General features: G+C 41.3%; 23 protein-coding genes. 16 read left to right on the top strand and 7 right to left on the bottom strand.

Annotated features, from left to right (window positions below; translation table 11 throughout):
* Positions 1–12 precede the first annotated feature (12 nt).
* From tdh to glpG, 3 genes are read left to right on the top strand one after another with little or no spacing between them, the layout of a single operon-like run.
* On the top strand, positions 13–1,038 hold the full coding sequence (gene tdh / locus JIG41_RS20145; RefSeq protein WP_036970956.1) for an L-threonine 3-dehydrogenase: 1,026 nt from the start codon (positions 13–15) through the stop codon (positions 1,036–1,038).
* Positions 1,039–1,093: 55 nt separating this feature from the next.
* A complete protein-coding gene (gene glpE, locus JIG41_RS20140) occupies positions 1,094–1,411 on the top strand; it encodes a thiosulfate sulfurtransferase GlpE (protein WP_065978005.1) in 318 nt (105 codons plus the stop codon).
* Complete coding sequence (gene glpG, locus JIG41_RS20135) at positions 1,408–2,223, top strand: rhomboid family intramembrane serine protease GlpG (protein ID WP_199525334.1); 816 nt, start codon at positions 1,408–1,410, stop codon at positions 2,221–2,223. The genes glpE and glpG overlap by 4 nt, the downstream gene beginning before the upstream one ends.
* A gap of 33 nt (positions 2,224–2,256) precedes the next feature.
* On the opposite strand, the gene JIG41_RS20130 is transcribed toward glpG, so the two are convergent.
* Positions 2,257–2,664 (bottom strand): flagellar basal body-associated protein FliL, encoded by a 408-nt coding sequence (locus JIG41_RS20130; protein WP_036970946.1) that lies wholly within the window; start codon positions 2,662–2,664, stop codon positions 2,257–2,259.
* Positions 2,665–2,830: 166 nt separating this feature from the next.
* Between JIG41_RS20130 and JIG41_RS20125 the strand changes: the two genes are divergently transcribed.
* Both JIG41_RS20125 and ubiA read left to right on the top strand, forming a co-directional pair.
* Positions 2,831–3,376 (top strand): chorismate lyase, encoded by a 546-nt coding sequence (locus JIG41_RS20125; RefSeq protein ID WP_065978007.1) that lies wholly within the window; start codon positions 2,831–2,833, stop codon positions 3,374–3,376.
* A complete protein-coding gene (gene ubiA, locus JIG41_RS20120) occupies positions 3,373–4,251 on the top strand; it encodes a 4-hydroxybenzoate octaprenyltransferase (protein ID WP_036970938.1) in 879 nt (292 codons plus the stop codon). The genes JIG41_RS20125 and ubiA overlap by 4 nt, the downstream gene beginning before the upstream one ends.
* Here ubiA and JIG41_RS20115 read toward each other — a convergent pair whose 3' ends face one another.
* The 4 genes from JIG41_RS20115 to JIG41_RS20100 all read right to left on the bottom strand — a co-directional run bounded on the left by JIG41_RS20115 (position 4,252) and on the right by JIG41_RS20100 (position 7,998).
* Complete coding sequence (locus JIG41_RS20115; RefSeq protein WP_036970936.1) at positions 4,252–4,872, bottom strand: 2OG-Fe(II) oxygenase; 621 nt, start codon at positions 4,870–4,872, stop codon at positions 4,252–4,254. It abuts the gene before it with no gap.
* A 129-nt stretch (positions 4,873–5,001) separates the two neighbouring features.
* Complete coding sequence (locus JIG41_RS20110) at positions 5,002–5,889, bottom strand: LysR family transcriptional regulator (protein ID WP_065978067.1); 888 nt, start codon at positions 5,887–5,889, stop codon at positions 5,002–5,004.
* 122 nt (positions 5,890–6,011) lie between these two features.
* A complete protein-coding gene (locus tag JIG41_RS20105) occupies positions 6,012–7,538 on the bottom strand; it encodes a DUF3369 domain-containing protein (RefSeq protein WP_118844008.1) in 1,527 nt (508 codons plus the stop codon).
* Positions 7,539–7,590: 52 nt separating this feature from the next.
* A complete protein-coding gene (locus tag JIG41_RS20100) occupies positions 7,591–7,998 on the bottom strand; it encodes a DUF2721 domain-containing protein (RefSeq protein ID WP_036970930.1) in 408 nt (135 codons plus the stop codon).
* An 85-nt stretch (positions 7,999–8,083) separates the two neighbouring features.
* Between JIG41_RS20100 and JIG41_RS20095 the strand changes: the two genes are divergently transcribed.
* From JIG41_RS20095 to tsaD, 3 genes are all read left to right on the top strand, one after another.
* Positions 8,084–8,449, top strand: coding sequence for a DUF2007 domain-containing protein (locus tag JIG41_RS20095; protein ID WP_065978009.1), 366 nt, complete (start codon positions 8,084–8,086; stop codon positions 8,447–8,449).
* On the top strand, positions 8,433–9,023 hold the full coding sequence (locus JIG41_RS20090; protein WP_199525333.1) for a YjaG family protein: 591 nt from the start codon (positions 8,433–8,435) through the stop codon (positions 9,021–9,023). The genes JIG41_RS20095 and JIG41_RS20090 overlap by 17 nt, the downstream gene beginning before the upstream one ends.
* A 61-nt stretch (positions 9,024–9,084) precedes the next feature.
* Positions 9,085–10,098 carry a tRNA (adenosine(37)-N6)-threonylcarbamoyltransferase complex transferase subunit TsaD gene (gene tsaD, locus JIG41_RS20085; RefSeq protein ID WP_036970921.1) on the top strand — a complete coding sequence of 338 codons (1,014 nt, stop codon included), beginning with the start codon at positions 9,085–9,087 and terminating at the stop codon, positions 10,096–10,098.
* Position 10,099: 1 nt separating this feature from the next.
* Here the strand turns inward: tsaD and plsY are convergent, their stop codons facing one another.
* Entirely contained in the window at positions 10,100–10,708 is a 609-nt protein-coding gene (gene plsY / locus JIG41_RS20080; protein ID WP_036970917.1) for a glycerol-3-phosphate 1-O-acyltransferase PlsY, read from the bottom strand.
* Between the two features lie 226 nt (positions 10,709–10,934).
* Here plsY and folB point away from each other — a divergent pair, with 226 nt between their 5' ends.
* The 8 genes from folB (at position 10,935) to JIG41_RS20040 (ending at position 17,089) form a co-directional block, all read left to right on the top strand.
* Positions 10,935–11,291: a dihydroneopterin aldolase gene (folB, locus tag JIG41_RS20075; RefSeq protein WP_036970914.1), complete on the top strand. Its 357-nt coding sequence runs from the start codon at positions 10,935–10,937 to the stop codon at positions 11,289–11,291.
* Between the two features lies 1 nt (position 11,292).
* Positions 11,293–11,781 carry a 2-amino-4-hydroxy-6-hydroxymethyldihydropteridine diphosphokinase gene (gene folK, locus JIG41_RS20070; RefSeq protein WP_199525332.1) on the top strand — a complete coding sequence of 163 codons (489 nt, stop codon included), beginning with the start codon at positions 11,293–11,295 and terminating at the stop codon, positions 11,779–11,781.
* On the top strand, positions 11,778–12,581 hold the full coding sequence (locus JIG41_RS20065) for an undecaprenyl-diphosphate phosphatase (protein ID WP_199525331.1): 804 nt from the start codon (positions 11,778–11,780) through the stop codon (positions 12,579–12,581). Before folK ends, JIG41_RS20065 begins: the two co-directional genes overlap by 4 nt.
* Positions 12,582–12,742: 161 nt before the next feature.
* The gene (mpl, locus tag JIG41_RS20060) at positions 12,743–14,086 is read left to right on the top strand and encodes a UDP-N-acetylmuramate:L-alanyl-gamma-D-glutamyl-meso-diaminopimelate ligase (RefSeq protein ID WP_199525330.1); all 1,344 of its coding nucleotides are present in this window, start codon (positions 12,743–12,745) and stop codon (positions 14,084–14,086) included.
* Positions 14,087–14,107: 21 nt separating this feature from the next.
* Positions 14,108–14,731: a flavin prenyltransferase UbiX gene (locus tag JIG41_RS20055; RefSeq protein WP_036970902.1), complete on the top strand. Its 624-nt coding sequence runs from the start codon at positions 14,108–14,110 to the stop codon at positions 14,729–14,731.
* On the top strand, positions 14,728–15,657 hold the full coding sequence (locus JIG41_RS20050; protein ID WP_036970900.1) for an ABC transporter ATP-binding protein: 930 nt from the start codon (positions 14,728–14,730) through the stop codon (positions 15,655–15,657). The genes JIG41_RS20055 and JIG41_RS20050 overlap by 4 nt, the downstream gene beginning before the upstream one ends.
* On the top strand, positions 15,657–16,424 hold the full coding sequence (locus tag JIG41_RS20045) for an ABC transporter permease (protein WP_036970898.1): 768 nt from the start codon (positions 15,657–15,659) through the stop codon (positions 16,422–16,424). The genes JIG41_RS20050 and JIG41_RS20045 overlap by 1 nt, the downstream gene beginning before the upstream one ends.
* On the top strand, positions 16,424–17,089 hold the full coding sequence (locus tag JIG41_RS20040) for a tRNA (guanosine(46)-N(7))-methyltransferase TrmB (protein ID WP_118844011.1): 666 nt from the start codon (positions 16,424–16,426) through the stop codon (positions 17,087–17,089). Before JIG41_RS20045 ends, JIG41_RS20040 begins: the two co-directional genes overlap by 1 nt.
* Here the strand turns inward: JIG41_RS20040 and JIG41_RS20035 are convergent.
* The gene (locus JIG41_RS20035) at positions 17,086–18,945 is read right to left on the bottom strand and encodes an EAL domain-containing protein (RefSeq protein ID WP_036970894.1); all 1,860 of its coding nucleotides are present in this window, start codon (positions 18,943–18,945) and stop codon (positions 17,086–17,088) included. The genes JIG41_RS20040 and JIG41_RS20035 overlap by 4 nt on opposite strands.
* Positions 18,946–18,951 lie beyond the last annotated feature (6 nt).

The following is an 18,951-nucleotide window of genomic DNA, read 5'->3' as shown; positions in this document are numbered from 1 at the left end:
TGAGTGTAAATCATGAAAGCATTATCTAAATTAAAAGCAGAACCAGGGATCTGGATGACCGATGCGCCAAAACCTGAGGTTGGCCATAACGATCTGCTTATTAAAATCCGCAAAACAGCAATTTGTGGAACAGATGTCCATATTTATAAATGGGATGAATGGGCACAAAACACTATTCCAACACCTATGGTTGTTGGCCACGAATACGTGGGTGAAGTGGTTGATATGGGTCAGGAAGTACGTGGTTTCCAAGTGGGTGATCGTGTTTCTGGTGAAGGCCATATTACCTGTGGTCACTGTCGTAACTGTCGCGCTGGTCGCGTGCATTTATGCCGTAACACAACAGGTGTGGGTGTGAACCGTGAAGGTGCATTTGCCGAATACCTCGTGATCCCTGCATTCAATGCATTTAAAATTCCAGATAATATTTCTGATGAATTAGCATCAATCTTTGACCCATTCGGGAATGCAGTACACACAGCGTTGTCGTTTGATCTTGTTGGTGAAGATGTCCTTATCACCGGGGCGGGTCCAATTGGTATTATGGCAGCAGCGGTTGCTAAGCACGTCGGTGCGCGTCATGTAGTGATTACTGATGTAAACGAGTACCGCCTAGATTTAGCGCGTAAAATGGGCGCGACACGCGCTGTAAACGTTGCGAATGAAAACCTAGAAGATATTATGAAAGAGCTCGGCATGACCGAGGGCTTTGATATTGGTCTTGAAATGTCAGGTGTACCTGTTGCATTCAACAGCATGTTAAATAACATGAATCATGGTGGTAAAGTTGCCATGCTGGGAATTCCACCATCAGATATGGCGGTTGATTGGAATCAAGTTATTTTCAAAGGCTTAATTATCAAAGGTATTTATGGCCGAGAAATGTTTGAAACGTGGTACAAGATGGCGAGTCTAATTCAGTCTGGTCTTGACCTTAATCCAATTATCACGCATCAATTCTCAGTGGATGATTTCCAAGAAGGCTTTGATACAATGATTTCAGGCCAATCAGGTAAAGTAATCCTAAACTGGGATTAATACCGTAGAGTGTGATAAGGCGGCTTTCGGCCGCCTTTTTAGTTTAGAGAGTGTTATGTCATATAAACATATTTCAGTCAGTGAAACGTTTGCATTATTAGATAAAAATGATGTGGTGATTGCTGATATTCGCGACCCTAACTCATTTCAAGCTGGGCATATCCCTGGTTCTGAGCATTTATCAAATGCTAATATCAGTGAGTTTATGATGAACAAAGAGTTTGATCAGCCTATTATTATCGTTTGCTATCATGGCGTAAGTTCTCAAGGTGCAGCAAGCTATTTAGTAGAGCAAGGCTTTGAAGACGTCTACAGTATGGATGGCGGCTTTACAGCATGGCAGACACAACAACCGGAGCACATTGAACGATGATTGAATTGGGCAGCATTAATAATCCTCGCGCCGCGCAAGGCTTTATCGATTACATTAAAAGTAAAGGCTTGCATGGTGAACTGCGCTCACACGATGGTAAGACAGTGATTATTTGTGTTGCTCCTGAGCATTTTCATCAAGCTCAGCCACTGTGGCAAGCGTTCACCGCGAATCCAAATGACGAAAAGTACCTTCAAGCATCGTGGCAAGTTGGCAGTACTGAGTCGCCGTTGTTATATCAAGGCCAGTCACTTAACCTAAAAGCACGCTTTAAAGCATTGAGCTGGTTAAACCGTACTGTGACCTTAGTTTCAATCGCTATTTTTGTGGCGTTTTTACTGGGTGGGTTTGAAACTCTTTATGGTATGTTGCAATTTAACCCTGCTAAGCCGCTAACCTGGTTTACCCCTGCGATTGTTCATTTCAGCGCTATCCACCTCATTTTTAACCTGATTTGGTGGATGACACTGGGTAATGACATAGAAAAACGCAGTGGTAAATTAACCTTAGTTGGGCTTTTCTTAGTGACGGCATTTATCAGTAATTGGGCACAGTTTTTAGTAGTTGGTCCGAACTTTGGTGGGCTCAGTGGTGTTGTGTATGGTTTGCTCGGTTTCTGTTGGATTTACGGTGTAATGCGACCTCAACTACCCCCGCTTGTTAGCAACAGTATTGTTGGCTTTATGTTGGTGTGGCTGATTTTAGGCTTTGTGGATATGTTGCCGGTTAGGATGGCGAACTGGGCACATTTAGCAGGGCTTATTGCGGGTATGGCTTACGCCATGTCAGATAAACTATTGTCGCGTAAGTAGTTTTATTATACGTGACGGCCTTTGCCGTCACGTTTAATGGTATAAATACTTAGTAAACAACACTTCACGTACTATTTCTTGTCCAGTCTCTTGCTTTAACAGTGCTTTGAGTTTTTCTGTACAGCGCTTTCTAATTTCTTCACGGCCCGTGAGCGACTTGATATTTTCTTCAGGTTCTTTTGACAGTATCTCGACAATCGCATCACGCAATAGCGGAGTATGGTGCTCAACCACACCAATATCAGAAATATCATTAAGCATTAGATCAACAGTGATCCGTACATAACCCAGTTTTTTATTTCCTTGGCCAATATAATTGGTGATAATGTCAGGCTCAAAACCGAAGTAACCGACATTTGATTCTGCGCGTGTCGAGAAACTTGTCGTAGCGCCAATAACGAGCATGCTAATCAAGTAAATTGATAACAATGACTTTTTCATAGTTTAAGAATATCCCACCTATTCAATGGTTTTTAGTCTATACCCAAATTAACTTAAGATACAGGTTGTTCTCTGTTTTTTAACCCATGTAGAGATTAAATCATGACTTTTTCGAAACGGGTTGCAGTGATATCATTTACGCGGTTTTTATAATTATTGAGTCGTTGTGATTACATTCCCAGTTTCGTTAGCTGCGCATTGGCAGCCTGCTTCGGCATACCCTCATTTAACGCAACAGCAGCAAGGTTGGTTGCTTGAAGCAGGGTCATTGACGGCCAAGCTTAAGCGTCATTGCCAACACTTTTCGGTTAAAGTGCTCAATGAAGCCCCTTTTGATCTTACAAAGGAGCAACAAGCTTTATTAAATACGCCGTTGAGCCAAGCGCTTAACCGCGAAGTGCTACTATTATGTGATGATAAACCAATGGTTTATGCACAAAGCTGGTTACCCGCAGATGATACCTTAAAAAAGCAGCAGTTGCTAAGTATGGGAACACGGCCATTAGGGGATGTTATTTTTCAAGACCCAAGCTTATCTCGTACAGAGATAGAAGTGGCAGAGTTTAATGAGCAGCACACTATTCAAACTTTATTAGCTGTGCTTGGCAAAGAGTCTAAACCACTGTGGGGAAGACGAAGTGTATTTTCATTGTCAAATGCCCATTTTTTAGTGGCCGAAGTTTTTCTGCCAGAGGCTTATATTTACTTATGAAACTAGCTGCATTAAAAATCGCACACATTCCTTATTACAAACAACTTATGCGAACAGATAAGCCGATTGGTACTTTGCTATTGCTTTGGCCAACGTACTGGGCGTTATGGCTTGCAAATCAGGGAGCACCAAGCTTATTAAATTTTGTGGTGTTTAGTTTAGGGGTGTTTGTAATGCGAAGTGCAGGCTGCGTTATCAATGACTTTGCTGATCGTAAAATTGATGGTTCAGTAAAGCGCACAGCAACGCGTCCGCTAGCCGCAGGGCGAGTGTCCAGTGGTGAGGCGTTGAGCTTATTTGTGTTGTTAATTGCCGTGGCATTTGGATTAGTTTTAATGCTGGGGTGGTCGACGATTTTGCTCTCTTTGGGGGCTCTTGCGTTGGCATTTTGCTATCCGTTTATGAAGCGTTATACCCAATTACCACAAGTGGTACTAGGAGCCGCATTTAGTTGGGCTATTCCAATGGCATACATGGCCTCAATTGGCTCAGTGCCAATTGAAGCGTGGCTGTTATTTATTGCAAACCTCGTGTGGACTGTGGCTTACGATACCATGTACGCCATGGTTGACCGTGATGATGATTTAAAGATTGGTGTTAAATCAACGGCTATCTTATTTGCACGTTTTGACAGGCATATTATTTTCTTACTGAATGCGCTATTCATTGCGATACTCAGTTACATTGGCATAAGCAATCAGCTTGATATGCCTTATTGGTTAGGCTTAATAGCGGCGATTGGATTTTTACTTTACCAGCAAACGCTTATTCACTATCGCGACAGAGAGCACTGCTTTAAAGCGTTTCTAAATAATCATTATGTCGGGCTGGTTATTTTTATTGGCCTTGTAGCATCCTTGCCATTACCGTTTTGATTATCGCGGTGGGTCGATAATACCGCTTATTGAGGCATTTTTTCTGAACCAACCAGCAATTGAATAACGCACATCGTCTGCGGGTAATACCTCATGCATAAAGCGTTCGCTTTCAAACATGACTAATGTGCCTGCCTTCGGTTTTATGACCACTTCAATGTCTTTACTTTTAGGTTTATAAATAACCAACTCGCCGCCAGACGCGGGGCTATTTAGGTAGCAAACCGTTGTAAAAATACGGTTTGAGCGTCCTTTAAAGGCATCGTAATGCTTTTTATAAAAGTCACCTTGTTGGTACTTCGCATAGTGGCATTCATAATCAAACAAGCCCAAGAAAAACTCTCTATTTAACTGGGTCTTAATTGCTTCCATGGTTGCGAGATAAGTTATTTGCGCTTGGCTTGAGCTATCAAACCAAAAGGTCTTATCTTTGCGTACCGTTTTATCGATTTGCTGATCGTTTAACCTACCGATACCTGCAACATGAAAATGGGGATTAATTCGGTAACAATCTGCAATTAAATCATTTATCAACTGCTCATCAATTGCGTTTTCAACAATGGCATAACCAGTATGTTCAATTGCATTTAAATAAGTATTGGAAATAAGCTGCGCGGTCATTCATATGCACAATCAAAAAAAGGTGCGTAAGTGTATCTGAAAAAAAATTACATGCACGCTTTTTATGCAGTAAAACAATGAGGATGTATAAGCTGGCCTAACGTAGTCAAGCCAGCTTGATATGTGCATTTAGTTGTGGCTAGATAATGCTGTTTTTTCAATAAGATCTAATAAATAACTCACGTGCGAGTTTTCATTAATTTGTTGATTAGTTTGGATTACTAACTGTTCGTGAGCGATTCCTTTATTGGTTTTTAATACTAGCAATTCAGGGTCTGAAGAAACGCTGTTGGCATGCTCAATACTCGCAATCGCAATATGGTTTGACTTTTTCAAGCCTTCCATAACTTGTTCAATACTACCGACCTTAACGCTGGTTGATTTATTGAATGAATCAATTGCTTCGTTTAGCATCGATTGAACCGGCTTCGATTGTGAAAAACAGCTGTACATTGGATAGTCTGTTAAGTCTTTCTTGCTAATGTCTGTTTTATTAGCAATTGGATGATTTTTTGATACAAATAAAATTAGCTGATCAGGCAAATGGATATCACTACCAATGCTATTCATGGCTTGTGAGCAAACGCTGATATCAATTTCACCAAGTTGCAGTTTGCGAATTAACTCACTTTGTTCTTGCAACTGCATTTCAATTTTAACATGTGGGTACTGTGCTAAAAATTGCCCACACGACACAGGTACAACTGCACTTGCTTTAGTTGTGTAGCCGATAACGAGCTTTTCGTTTTCACAACCATTTAATGACTCGAATAAACGTTTTTTTGTTTCTTCTAAATTATTAAGTGTTTGTTGTGCGTACTCGAGGAAAAGTTCACCTTCTTTGGTTAGCTTTACAGAACGAGTAGAGCGAGTAACGAGTTCATAGCCCACTTCATCTTCAAGTGTTTGAATACTACGAGTTAACGCTGAAGTGCTTATCTGGGTTTTTTCAGCAGCTTGGCGGAAGTGTCTGAGTACGCCGAGTGCAACGAATTGTTCAAGTTGTTCAAATCTCACTTTATATAGTCCCTTTTTATTAAGTAAGCCCTTACATTGAGTTAAAATAATAATACCTAACATTGAGTATAGTAAATTATTGTACCCATTTTTAAAAGTGTTGTTTTACAGGTAAGTTACAACTAGTCAGGGTAACGGTCTTTAATCTCCAAGAAAAGTGGTAAATTTTCAAGTAATAAGTCGACTAAAGTTGGATCAAAATGTTTCGAACGTTGATTTTTTATTAGTGCAAGTGCTTCATCGAGTGGCCACGCTTTTTTGTAACAACGGTCACTGCATAGAGCGTCAAACACGTCAGCAAGCGCAGTTATACGACCAACGATATGAATATCTTTACCTGCTAAACCGTGTGGATACCCAGAGCCATCCCACTTTTCATGGTGCTGAAGTGAGATCATTGCGCCGCAAGTCATGATCTCGTTACTTGAATTTTTTAGAATTTCATAACCTACTTCAGCGTGTGTCTTCATTATTTCCCATTCTGTCTCATCTAATTTTCCGGGCTTATTTAAGATGTTGTCAGGGATACTTATTTTTCCTATGTCGTGTAAGGGGGAGGCAAGCTTGATGATTTCACACTGAAAGGGATTAAGTTCTGATAGTTTTGCAAGTAACTCGCTGTATAACGCGACACGTTTAACATGTGAGCCTGTTTCTTTAGAGCGTTTTTCTACTGCTTCACCAAGAATATAGGACAATTCCTTTTGCGATTCTTTTACCATTTCGCGCAATTTAAGATTGTCATAGGCCAGTGCAATATTGTTTGCATAAAACTCAAGAAGTTGATGATCGGTAGCATGTAATTTACTTCCTTTATTTACATACAGCATAGTTTCAAGGCCCGCTTTGGTTGGAAAGTAACCAATGTAGTCGGTGCTTGTTTTTAGTGATGACTTACGATCATGAGCATCAATAAATAAACTTTTAACTTCGTCAGGAATATTATTTTGACTGGGGATAGGCCCAACGCCTGAAGCCGCCAATAATTGAAAGTCTGTTGCAGGAGATGATTGTAAATTAACCGCAGCAGCACAATAAATTTGAGTGTCGTTTATACCCATCACATTTGTCACGTGGCTTAAAATAGTGGATGCAAATTCTTGCACACTGTCGCATTTTAAAAAGTTAGCTGAGGCATTTATGATTTGTTCGAGGCCATGTTTATGGCGATCAATAATTTGGATATCACGATGAGATCTCAGTGCAGAATAGAGCAGTGTTTTAATTTTTATGGCTGTTAATTCGGTTTTGTTTTTGTAATCGTTTATATCGTAATCACGGATAATAGATTCTTCAGGTGCTTCACCTGGCTGGCCTGTACGAAGAATTAGGCGGATATGGTGGTTATCAATGTCGTCCCTAATATACTGAATAAGTTCAAGTCCGGCATGGTTTGTTTCCATGACGACATCAACAAGTGCCACTGAAAAAGGGATATCTTTTTTCAAAAGCTCTTTAGCCTCTGCTGCAGAATAGGCATCGTAGAAGCGTAAGCTTTTATTTTCAAATTGAAAACCAGCTAGTACAAGCTTGGTAACTTGATGAATATCTTCTTCGTCATCAACAACAAGAATATGCCAGTATTCTGGTTCTTCAGTTTGTACGTTATTTTCTTCTAACCGTTCTTCAGAAAATAAAAAATCATCCACACAAGCACCACTTATTGTCGTATCAGGTAACAATAAGTATAGAGGCAGAAATTTACTCTGCCTTATCCACTAAGGGTTTTTTTTCTATATTTCTTAATTCAATTTCTATTGCATCACATGAAATATGAATCTCATATAAAGAGGTAAGAAGCGATAAAGTTAAGCAAGCAAGACTGAGTCCAAATAATATGATGCCTGTTGTATTAAACTCAATAAACAAAGCGAACATTGACAAGGTACACATGAGAAATGATGCCACGCCGTAAACTTGCATTATACGAATCAGTTTAATACGCTTTCTGAGGTTGGCGATTTGTGCAACAACCAGAGGACGGATACTTTCTCCTTCGCGCGCATTCAGTTCTCGAATGAGTTGGGCAAGTACCAAAAAGCGATTGGTGTAAGCAAGTAAAAGTAAAGAAATGGCCGGGAATAACAGCCCAGGCGTTGTTAATGTCATAAGGCTACCTTCAATATAGGTTGTAGCAGGGTCAATTGCTAGGGTAGCTTAGGTTGCTAAAGCTGCAAAGTAAAAGAGAGTAAATTTGCATAAAAATAATTTAAATCAACCAACTACGTCAGAACCTTTTTCATGGGTACGTATCTACCAAGCCGCTAATGGGCTTGAAGCTAATATTATAAAAGGGCTTTTACATACCGCAGGAATACAATGCCAACTGCAAGGTGAGCTTCTGCAAGGTGCAATGGGAGAGATTCCCTTTGAACAAACGGGGGTTGATATTCTTGTTTACGCATTAAAAGAGCGCCATGCACAAGAAATATTGGTAAACTACCGGCAAGTAAAACAATCGGCTCCAGACTGGGTTTGCCCATCATGCAGCGAACTGAATGGCCCAACATTTGAAATATGTTGGTCTTGTAGGACTGTTAAGAATGACGAAAGCGAATAATTTTCAACGCATTAGAGAATTAAACTATTTGCAAAAAGCGGTATTAGGCGGCGCGCTTCTTGAGCGTATGTTGCCTAATTACAGCTTATTTAGTGAAGCAACTGGCTTTGGTGACGCAGCGGTATTTCGCAGCGCACTGAATGTATGCTGGGAAAAAATATTACTGCCAAAAAGTAAGATAAGCCTTGAAAAGCAAATTGAAAAAATTGAGCCTAATGTACCTGAGCTCAGTGACTTTGATATGTTTGGCACTTACCCCGCTATTGACACTGCAACCGCATTATTGGGAATGTTGCATGGCCTGATGGCTAAAGATGACCAAGAGTTTTTAAACATTAGCAAAATTTCACAAGCCTCTGTTGCACGCTTTATTGAATACCAATTAACGGTTGAAGGTGAAGTGGCTGATAACAAATCAGTCCGCGAACACCCGCTAATGCAGTATGAGATGGATGTGCTTGCAGAGCTAATTGATTTTGTTGAGCAAATGGGCCGAATTACCCCAGAAAACGTAAAAGAGCTCAAGCAGCTTGCTATTTCAGACGGTCAAACCAACATTGGTATTGCAATTTAGTGTTCAGTAATGCGTATTTTAGCTGTAAAATACGCGCTTATTTTTCTTGGCGGAGTAATTGATGCGAATTTTAGGTATTGAATCATCATGTGATGAAACAGGTATTGCCATTTACGATGATGAACAAGGCTTATTAGCACATCAACTATACAGCCAAGTTAAAGTGCACGCAGACTACGGTGGTGTGGTACCTGAGCTTGCATCACGCGACCATGTACGTAAAACTTTGCCATTAATCGACGCAGCTTTTGCGCAAGCCGGTTGTGGTCCTGACGATATTGACGGCATTGCTTACACCGCAGGGCCAGGTTTAGTGGGGGCTTTGTTAGTGGGCACCTCTATCGGTCGCTCTCTTGCTTATGGCTGGAATATTCCTGCTGTCGCTGTGCACCACATGGAAGGGCATTTACTGGCGCCAATGCTCGAAGAAGATAAGCCTGAATTCCCGTTTATTGCGCTACTTGTATCGGGTGGGCATACAATGATGGTGAAAGTGTCAGGAATTGGTGAGTACGAAGTACTGGGTGAATCTGTCGATGATGCGGCAGGTGAAGCATTTGATAAAACAGCGAAATTATTAGGACTTGATTACCCAGGGGGTCCTCGTTTAGCAAAACTAGCTGAGCAAGGCACGCCTGAACGGTTTGTGTTTCCACGTCCGATGACAGATAAACCTGGGCTCGATTTCAGCTTCAGTGGTTTAAAAACGGCTGCATCGCTTGCTATTCGTGACAGTGCTGATGATGAGCAGACTAAAGCTGACATAGCCCACGCATTTCAAACTGCAGTAATTGATACGTTGATTATTAAGTGTAAGCGTGCCCTTAAACAAACAGGTATTAAACGCTTAGTGATTGCCGGTGGAGTGAGCGCTAACGTTCAATTACGTGCGCAATTAGAGCGTGTTATGCAAGGCATGAAAGGTCGAGTGTATTATCCTCGCACAGAATTTTGTACAGATAACGGCGCTATGATCGCCTACGCGGGCATGCAACGCCTTAAAGCGGGGCAGTTTGCAAGCCTTGATATGAAAACTAAGCCGCGCTGGCCAATCGACTCATTAGAAGCGCTGTAACTTAGTCGTTGTTATTGTCAGGGGCTTTTTTCTTAGTCCCTACTTTTGGCTCTTCACCACTTAATAAACGGGTTATGTTTGCTCTGTGACGGAAAATAATCAACAGTGTTAAAAACGTGACTGGCAACGTATAAAGTGGTTTTATCCACCATGTATAAAGTGGGGCAAGCGACACTGTAATAAGTGCTGCAAGTGACGAATAGCGCGTTATTGCGATTATTAATAGCCAAGTCGCGATTAATAATCCACCTAAAGATAATCCAATAGGTAGTAAAGTACCAAAGGCCGTCGCAACGGCTTTACCCCCTTTAAAGCTGAAAAATACAGGGTACATATGCCCTAAACACGCTGCGACGCCAATTAAACCTAACATCAGCGGTTCGATTTTTAAGAAATAAGCGCCCCACACTGGGATGGTGCCTTTTAAAATATCAAACACCAGCACTAATACAGCCGGGACTTTTCCACCAAGTCGGTACACATTGGTGGCACCGGGGTTATTCGATCCGTGACTGCGTGGGTCTGGTAGTTTAAATAACCTAGACACGAGGATAGCGGAGGAAACCGACCCCAGTAAATAGGCTAAAACTAACATTAAAACTTCTAACACGCGCTTCCTTATTTTTTAATCTGCACTTTTGGGCTATCATTGGCGGCAAAACCATCTGCCGCTACTTTTGAGTAGATAGTACGCTACATTTTGCAGTGCATCTACCCGTTATTGTAGAGGGAATTTTTATATATTAAAACTTTATGACAGCTCTGTGCGCATTATTGAAATTAATACGCGTATACGATAGGTATTGGTTTTAATATTTATGTCGCTTGGAGTATCAATGGACAAGGTATACATATCACAACTGCACGTAGACACCATTATAGGCGTGTATGATTTTGAAAAAGAAACGAAACAAAGCCTGTATTTTGATATTGAAATGGTGTGTGATATTTCAGCCGCAGCGGCAACCGATGATATAAACTTAGCGCTTGATTACGCTAAAGTCAGTGAACGCGTTATAGCGCACACGACGGCAAAACCCGTCGAACTTCTTGAAACCTTAGTTGAACAACTCGCCGCGATTATTTTAACCGAATTTACAACCAGCCAAGTCACAATTCGTGTCAGCAAACCAGCTGCGGTTCCTCAAGCTAAAACGGTGGGAGTCGAAATCACCCGTCACAAGGCAAGTTAATATGGCACAGATTTTTATCAGCTTAGGCTCGAATGTAAATAAAGAGCATTATATTCGCCAAGCATTAAAGACGTTAAAGCCGTATTTCCCTGATAGTGTTCATTCATCGGTATATGAAAGTGAAGCGGTGGGATTTGCGGGTAATAATTTTTATAACTCAGTGCTTGGTGCGAATACTGACATGCCATTGCCTGAGTTGTGTAAATTACTGAAGCAAATAGAGTTAGATAACGGTCGTACTCGTGAAGATAAAAAGTTTAGTCCTAGAACATTAGACCTTGATTTATTGTTTTATGATGACATTATTTGCGATTCGCCAGCGCAATTACCGCGTGATGAAATAACAAAAAATGCGTTTGTTTTAAAACCGCTAGCAGAAATTGCCCCTGATTTTTTTCACCCTGTAGCTAAGCAAACACTGGCTGAGCTATGGAAATATTATAACAACCCACAACAAAAACTATGGAAGGTGGAGTTTACTAACCCATGAGTATTATTGAGATAATTGTTTTAGCCTTAATTCAAGGATTGACTGAGTTTTTACCTATTTCGAGCTCAGCGCATTTAATTTTACCTTCGCAAGTTTTAGGCTGGCATGATCAAGGTTTAGCATTTGATGTTGCAGTACACGTAGGTACGCTTGGTGCGGTGATACTGTATTTCCGTAAAGAAGTGGTTGATATTTTGGGGGCTTGGTTTAAGTCGTTTGGCTCACAAGGCGCAACAGATGACAGCCGTTTGGGCTGGTGGATCATTGTTGCCACGATTCCTGCGTTATTAATTGGGTACTTATTTAAAGACTTTGTAGAGAGCTATTCACGAAATGCGTGGGTGATTGCCACTTCAACTATCGTTTTCGGCTTGTTACTTTGGTATGCCGATGTAAAAGCAAAACAAGTAAAAAATATCTACCAAGTAAATTTTTTTAGTGCGTTACTGTTGGGTTTTTCGCAAGTGCTGGCAATGGTCTTTCCTGGCACGTCGCGCTCTGGCATAACGATAACCGTGGGTTTATTGCTGGGTTTAAATAAGCAAAGCGCAGCACGTTTTTCGTTTTTAATGTCGATTCCGGTCATTGCTGCGGCAGGTTCATATTATATATATCAACTTGCAACTGCAGGTGAAGCGATTGATTGGCAAGCTATTTTACTCGGTGCAGGTCTATCGTTTGTTTCGGCTTATGCCTGTATTTTCTTTTTCTTAAAAGTAATTGAGCGCATGGGCATGATGCCATTTGTTATCTATCGCTTGTTACTTGGTGTCGGTTTATTTGCATTTTTAATGCTGTAAAAAACCGTTTTACTCACTTTAAAAAACACCTCGGTCTTGAGGTGTTTTTTTATGTTTGCTATTCGGCAAAAGTCTATTGCCGTCTAATCATGGTAAGTAAAGGTTATATTTGGCATTATAACGCTTTATTTTTTCGTAATTCATTTTGTTCAGGACAGTAGATGCATATTCATATTCTTGGAATTTGTGGCACCTTTATGGGCGGGATTGCCGCAATCGCTAAATCGTTGGGTCACACAGTGACAGGCTCTGATCAAAATGTTTACCCCCCAATGAGTACGCAGCTGGAAGAGCTTGGCATTACGCTAACTCAAGGTTATGACATTACACAATTAGACCCCTCGCCCGATATGGTGGTCATTGGCAATGCGATGAGCCGTGGTAACCCCTGTGTGGAATATGTGCTCGATAAAGGCTTACCTTACACCTCAGGCCCAGAATGGCTTAAGCATAATTTATTGCAAAACTCATGGGTGCTTGCTGTCGCAGGCACGCATGGTAAAACGACAACCGCGAGTATGTTGGCATGGCTGCTAGAATATGCAGGTATGAAACCGGGCTTTTTGATTGGTGGCATTGTGCAAAACTTTGGGGTATCAGCACGAGTTGGTGAGACGCCTTTTTTTGTCATTGAAGCCGATGAATATGACACCGCCTTTTTTGATAAACGCAGTAAGTTTGTGCATTACTTACCACGGACCTTAATCCTCAATAATCTTGAATTTGATCATGCTGATATTTTTGAAGATTTAAATGCGATTAAAAAACAATTTCATCACTTGATGCGTACATTACCCTGTAGTGGCAAAGTTATCTGGCCAAGCCAAGATGAAGCACTGCAGGATGTGATTGAGCGCGGCCTTTGGAGTGATAGCGAAACGCTGTCAGGTGATTGGGATTATCGCTTACTTAAAGCGGATGGCAGCGAGTTTGAAGTGTTGTTAGCGGGAGAAGTACAGGGCGTTGTGTCGTGGCAAGCTATGGGCGAACATAATGTCAAAAATGCGATTATGGCGATTGCAGCTGCGCGTCATGTCGGTATCGCTGTGCCCGTGAGCATTGCAGGTTTAGCTGAGTTTATTTCACCTAAGCGTCGCATGGAACTCAAAGCTGATATAAAGGGCATTAAAGTGTATGACGATTTTGCCCATCACCCAACCGCGATAAAAACGACTTTAGCAGGCCTGCGCGCTAAAGTCGGCAATGAGAAAATTATTGCGATACTAGAGCCCCGTTCGAACACCATGAAAATGGGCGTGCATCAGCAAACGCTTATTGACTCGCTTAGTGCAGCCGATGAGGTGTATTTGTTTGAGCCAGAAAATTTGAGTTGGTCATTAAAAGACTATGCTGACAAAGCGGGTATGCACTGCAGCACGAGTACTGAGGAAATCATTACGTTGGTTGCAAACAGTGCGGCTGCCCATCACCATATTTTGATTATGAGTAATGGTGGTTTTGAAGGTATTCATCAGCGCTTGATCACGGTATTAGAACAAAACTAACCAGTATACGGAGTTAACTGTATGCAATTTAAAGATAAAATAACCCTAGCGTTTAGTGGCGCGTCGGGCGCGCCTTACGGTTTAAGGTTGTTAGAAGTATTATTAGAACAACAGTTTCAAGTGTACGTGTTGATCTCAAGCGCTGCGCGTGTGGTACTTGATACCGAATCAAATATTAAGCTTTCAGGTAATGAAGACAAAGCGACAGAGCAGCTTAGTAAGCTGTTCAATGCAGCCCCAGAGCAGCTAAAAGTATTTGGTAAAGATAATTGGTTTAGCCCCGTAGCATCGGGCTCGGCAGCCCCTAAAAAAATGGTGGTGTGTCCTTGCAGTGCAGGCTCAGTCTCGGCCATTGCCGTTGGCGCATCTGATAACTTATTGGAACGTGCTGCTGATGTGGTTATTAAAGAACGTGGTCAGCTTATTTTGGTGCCACGCGAAACACCTTTTAGTGAAATACACCTAGAAAACATGCTCAAGTTAGCAAAATTGGGTGTCACCATTATGCCTGCAGCACCCGGGTTTTATCATAAACCTGAGCACATTTCTGACTTGGTCGATTTTATGGTGGCACGTATTTTAGATCATTTACATATTGAACATACTCTAACGAAACGTTGGGGTTATGGAGAGGGCAAACAGTGAGCGAACAGACAATCGCATTAAATATTGAAGGCCTTAAAAAGGTTTATAAAAATGGCGTTGAAGCCGTAAAAGGGATTGATTTACAGGTAAAACAAGGCGACTTTTTTGCTTTGTTAGGTCCCAATGGGGCGGGTAAATCAACCACAATTGGCGTGATTTCATCACTTGTGAATAAAAGCGCAGGCCGTGTTGAAGTCTTTGGTCATAATATCGATACAGATCTCGAAGCTGCAAAATCAGAGCTCGGCTTAGTACCGCAAGAGTTTAACTTTAGCCAGTTTGAAACGCTTAACCAAATATTAGTTAATCAAGCTGGCTACTATGGCGTACCAAGAAAGCTTGCTCATGAACGTGCTGAAAAATACCTAAAACAACTTGGTTTATTTGAGAAAAAAGATAAACAAGCTCGCACGTTATCGGGGGGAATGAAGCGCCGTTTAATGATTGCCCGTGCGCTTATGCACGAACCAAAGTTACTTATTCTTGATGAGCCTACGGCGGGGGTTGATATTGAACTGCGTCGCTCTATGTGGGATTTCTTGCGTGAAATCAATAAACAAGGCGTTACCATTATTCTTACCACGCACTATTTAGAAGAAGCGGAATTGTTGTGTAAGAACATCGCTATTATTGATAGTGGTGTGATTGTCGAAAACACCACAATTAAAGCGTTACTTGCCAAGCTTGATAAAGAAACCTTCGTGCTTGACTTAAAACAGCCAGTTAACCCTATCAGCCTTGATGGTTATCAGTTTACTTTAACCGATGATCATACCTTAGAAGTTGAGGTGGCTAAATCGCAGGGGCTAAATCAGGTGTTTACGGCGTTAACCGAGCAAGGCAATACAGTGCTCAGTATGCGTAATAAGGCCAATCGATTAGAAGAGTTGTTTGTGGGTTTATTAGAACAAGGGCGAGGCGAATAATGTTTAAATATGGTGTAGCGCTAAAGAGTATTTGGATTAAAGAGTGTATTCGTTTTTTACGTATTTGGGTGCAAACGCTGGTACCGCCAGCAATTACGATGAGCCTTTATTTTGTTATTTTTGGTAACCTAATTGGCTCACGCATTGGTGATATGGGTGGTTTTTCCTACATGGAATTTATAGTACCTGGCCTCATCATGATGTCGGTGATTACTAACTCTTACTCTAATGTGGCGTCGAGCTTTTATTCCACTAAATTCCAAAAAAGTATCGAAGAGCTACTTGTGGCACCGGTGCCTAATTACATCATTGTACTAGGCTACATGGGTGGAGGTATGACACGAGGCATGTTGGTTGGCTTAATTGTTACGTGCGTGTCTTTGCTATTTGTTGATATTCAAATTCACAATATTTTCGTGATTATGGCGACTGTGATTTTAACCTCAGCCGTATTTGCTCTGGGGGGCTTAATAAATGCAATTTACGCAAATAGCTTTGATGACATCAGCATTATACCTACGTTCATTTTAACGCCATTAACCTACTTAGGTGGGGTGTTTTACTCGATTACCCTGTTACCTGAGTTTTGGCAGGGGGTATCGCAAGTAAACCCAATTATATATATGGTTAATGCATTTAGGTATGGCTTCTTAGGTGTGTCGGATGTCGACTTATCGGTCGCGTTTGGTGTACTAGGATTATTTATTGTGGGGTTATTTACGTTAGCTTTAACGCTAATTAAACGCGGTGTGGGGCTTAGACACTAATGACAGATGCAAATTCGAGAAGTATTGTATCGAATCAACCCGGCTTGCATGACAAGCTAGACGAGATTGTTTTAAAGCACTTAAGTGCAGAGTTTAAAAAACCAATTGCAGCGCACACGCAAGCTGCATTTGACCAAGTGAATGAAAAAGTTCACGCATTCAATGGACCAATTATTCTTGATTCATGCTGTGGGGTGGGAGAGAGTACCGCTAATCTTGCTAAGCGCCACCCAGAGGCACTTGTTATTGGAATTGACAAGTCGTCACATCGTTTAGATAAGCACGATATTGAATATAAACAAACAGACACTGGCCAGTATATTTTGGTACAAGCTGATTTAAATGATTTTTGGCGTTTAGCGGTTGCAGCAAATTGGCAGCCAACTCACCATTATCTGCTTTATCCAAACCCTTGGCCAAAAGCTAAGCACTTACAAAGGCGCTGGCATGGGGCCGCAATTTTTCCATTTATTGTTAAACTTGGCGGCCGATTAGAGCTCAGAAGTAACTGGGATATCTACGTTAAAGAGTTCGCTCGCGCCCTTGAGTTGGCTGGACATCCATGCCAAGTTGAACGCTATGAACACGATGTGCCTATTACGCCGTTCGAGCGAAAGTATTGGGCCAGTGGACAGCAGAGCCACCGCTTGGTCATAAACCTTTAAATTTGCGTGTTAATGTAGGGAGTGGGTGGAGCAAAATAATTACCTTGCATGAGTGTGATACCCGCACGTGAAAGTGCATCGGCAATTTGCTCACTTTCTACTTGCTCAGCAATAACCGCTAAGTTTAATTGCTGAGCATACTTCACTAAATGCTCTATAAACATAAAACTATCGGCATTATTGTGTATTTGGCTTACTAGGTCTTTGTCGAGCTTTAAGCCATCCACTTCAAGCTTTAAAATGTGAGACAAGTTTGAGTACCCCGCACCAAATTCATTGATCATCACTTGCGCCCCTTTATTCTTTAATAAACTAATAAAGGCTTTCACTTGGCTAAAGTATGCAATGGCTTCAGTTTCATGAAACTCAAAAATAATATTGTGTGGTTTTGGGTAACGCCTTAATTGCTGCTCTAGAAATTCACTTAAACTTGGATCGAGAATATCTTGCGCGGTGATATTGATACTCCAGCGCACATTTGTCTTTCTGAATTGTTCAATACATCGTGAAAACATGGTGCGTGTTAACAACCCGTCCATGCGTGAGCGTTTTAATACAGCCATAAAGTAATCAGGGCAATGAATCCGACCTTGTGCAGTTGCCATTCTGGCTAAGCTTTCATAGTGACTTATTTGCTTAAGTTCCGTGTTATAAATTGGCTGAAAGTAGGGCACGATTCGATTGTTATCGAACGCTTCTCTAACTTCTTTAGCGAGAGTGACGTTGTGTCTAAATTGCTCTTCAACTTGTTTAAATACATTCTCATAGCGAACAATACGTTGATTATTTAACTTGGCTTGTTGCAAGGCTATATGTGCATTTTCTATGAGCATGAGTTTGTTACACGAGGCGATTCCAGCATGCAAAGTAATATAAATAAATGGCTCGCTTAGCACAGGAATTGCGTGATTAAAGGTATTGATAATATCGTCAATACGTTGCTCAGCGTTGCGAATATTCAATAATGCGATTTTATTCGTCGCTAAACGAAAGATTGCGCTCTCGCTTGGTATGCGGGATTGAAAATATGTGAGTAGATTAGCCATCACTCTATCGCTGACATCGGTGCCATAAAAACTACTAATATCCTCAAGCTCATTGATACTGATAACAGCAAGTTCCATGCGGTGTCTGGTTGTTCTTTCTATGTAATTCTCGAGCGCAATATGATTGGCAAAGCCGGTGCGAGCATCAGTCAGGAGTGAGCGTTTAAGCTGTAAAAAATAAAGCCACGCGATTAAAGCAACAATAAAGAAAAAGAAGCCGCTTGTAATGGTTGCTTTTGTTATGCTGTGTTGCAGTTGCTCATTGAGATCATCAATAGCAATGTCTGCACCTGTAATATAAGTGTGGCCGTTTTTGTCAACAAAGGTCACAAAGATACTTTTAAAGTTGCCCCAGTGATCTTGTGATATTTCAAAAACGGGTTCTGTCGAAAAAAAAGCTTCTTTATTGATGTCGGTGGCTTCAGGGTACGCATCTAAAAAGTGTGTCACGCGTCCACTGTTGTGATCTTTTTGAGTATAGCTAGAGGCACTAAAGAATACCGTATCATCGCGCAGCACCATCGCATATACATACGCTACCTGCATTTGCTTAGCGTAGTCAGATAAAGCCCTGCTCTTATCTTTATACAGCTCAGGTGAAATAGTTTGGCCTGCATTCACACGGGTATGATAATCATCCCCTAAAATATGCTTAACACTGATTGCCGCATTGAGTAATTTGGCATCAACATTCGCCATTATCTCACTACGTGTTGATTCATAGGTGTAATAAATATAGCCAAATAAGCTAATAAAAAATGCGGCAAAACCATAAATAAGCCAGCGTGTTCTTTGCATTCCATTCGGCATAGGTGT

Source organism: Pseudoalteromonas sp. bablab_jr011 (assembly GCF_016464045.1).
Lineage (GTDB): Bacteria > Pseudomonadota > Gammaproteobacteria > Enterobacterales > Alteromonadaceae > Pseudoalteromonas > Pseudoalteromonas lipolytica.
Note: the sequence above shows the minus strand (reverse complement) of the source record. Positions and strands in the feature narration are given on the sequence as shown.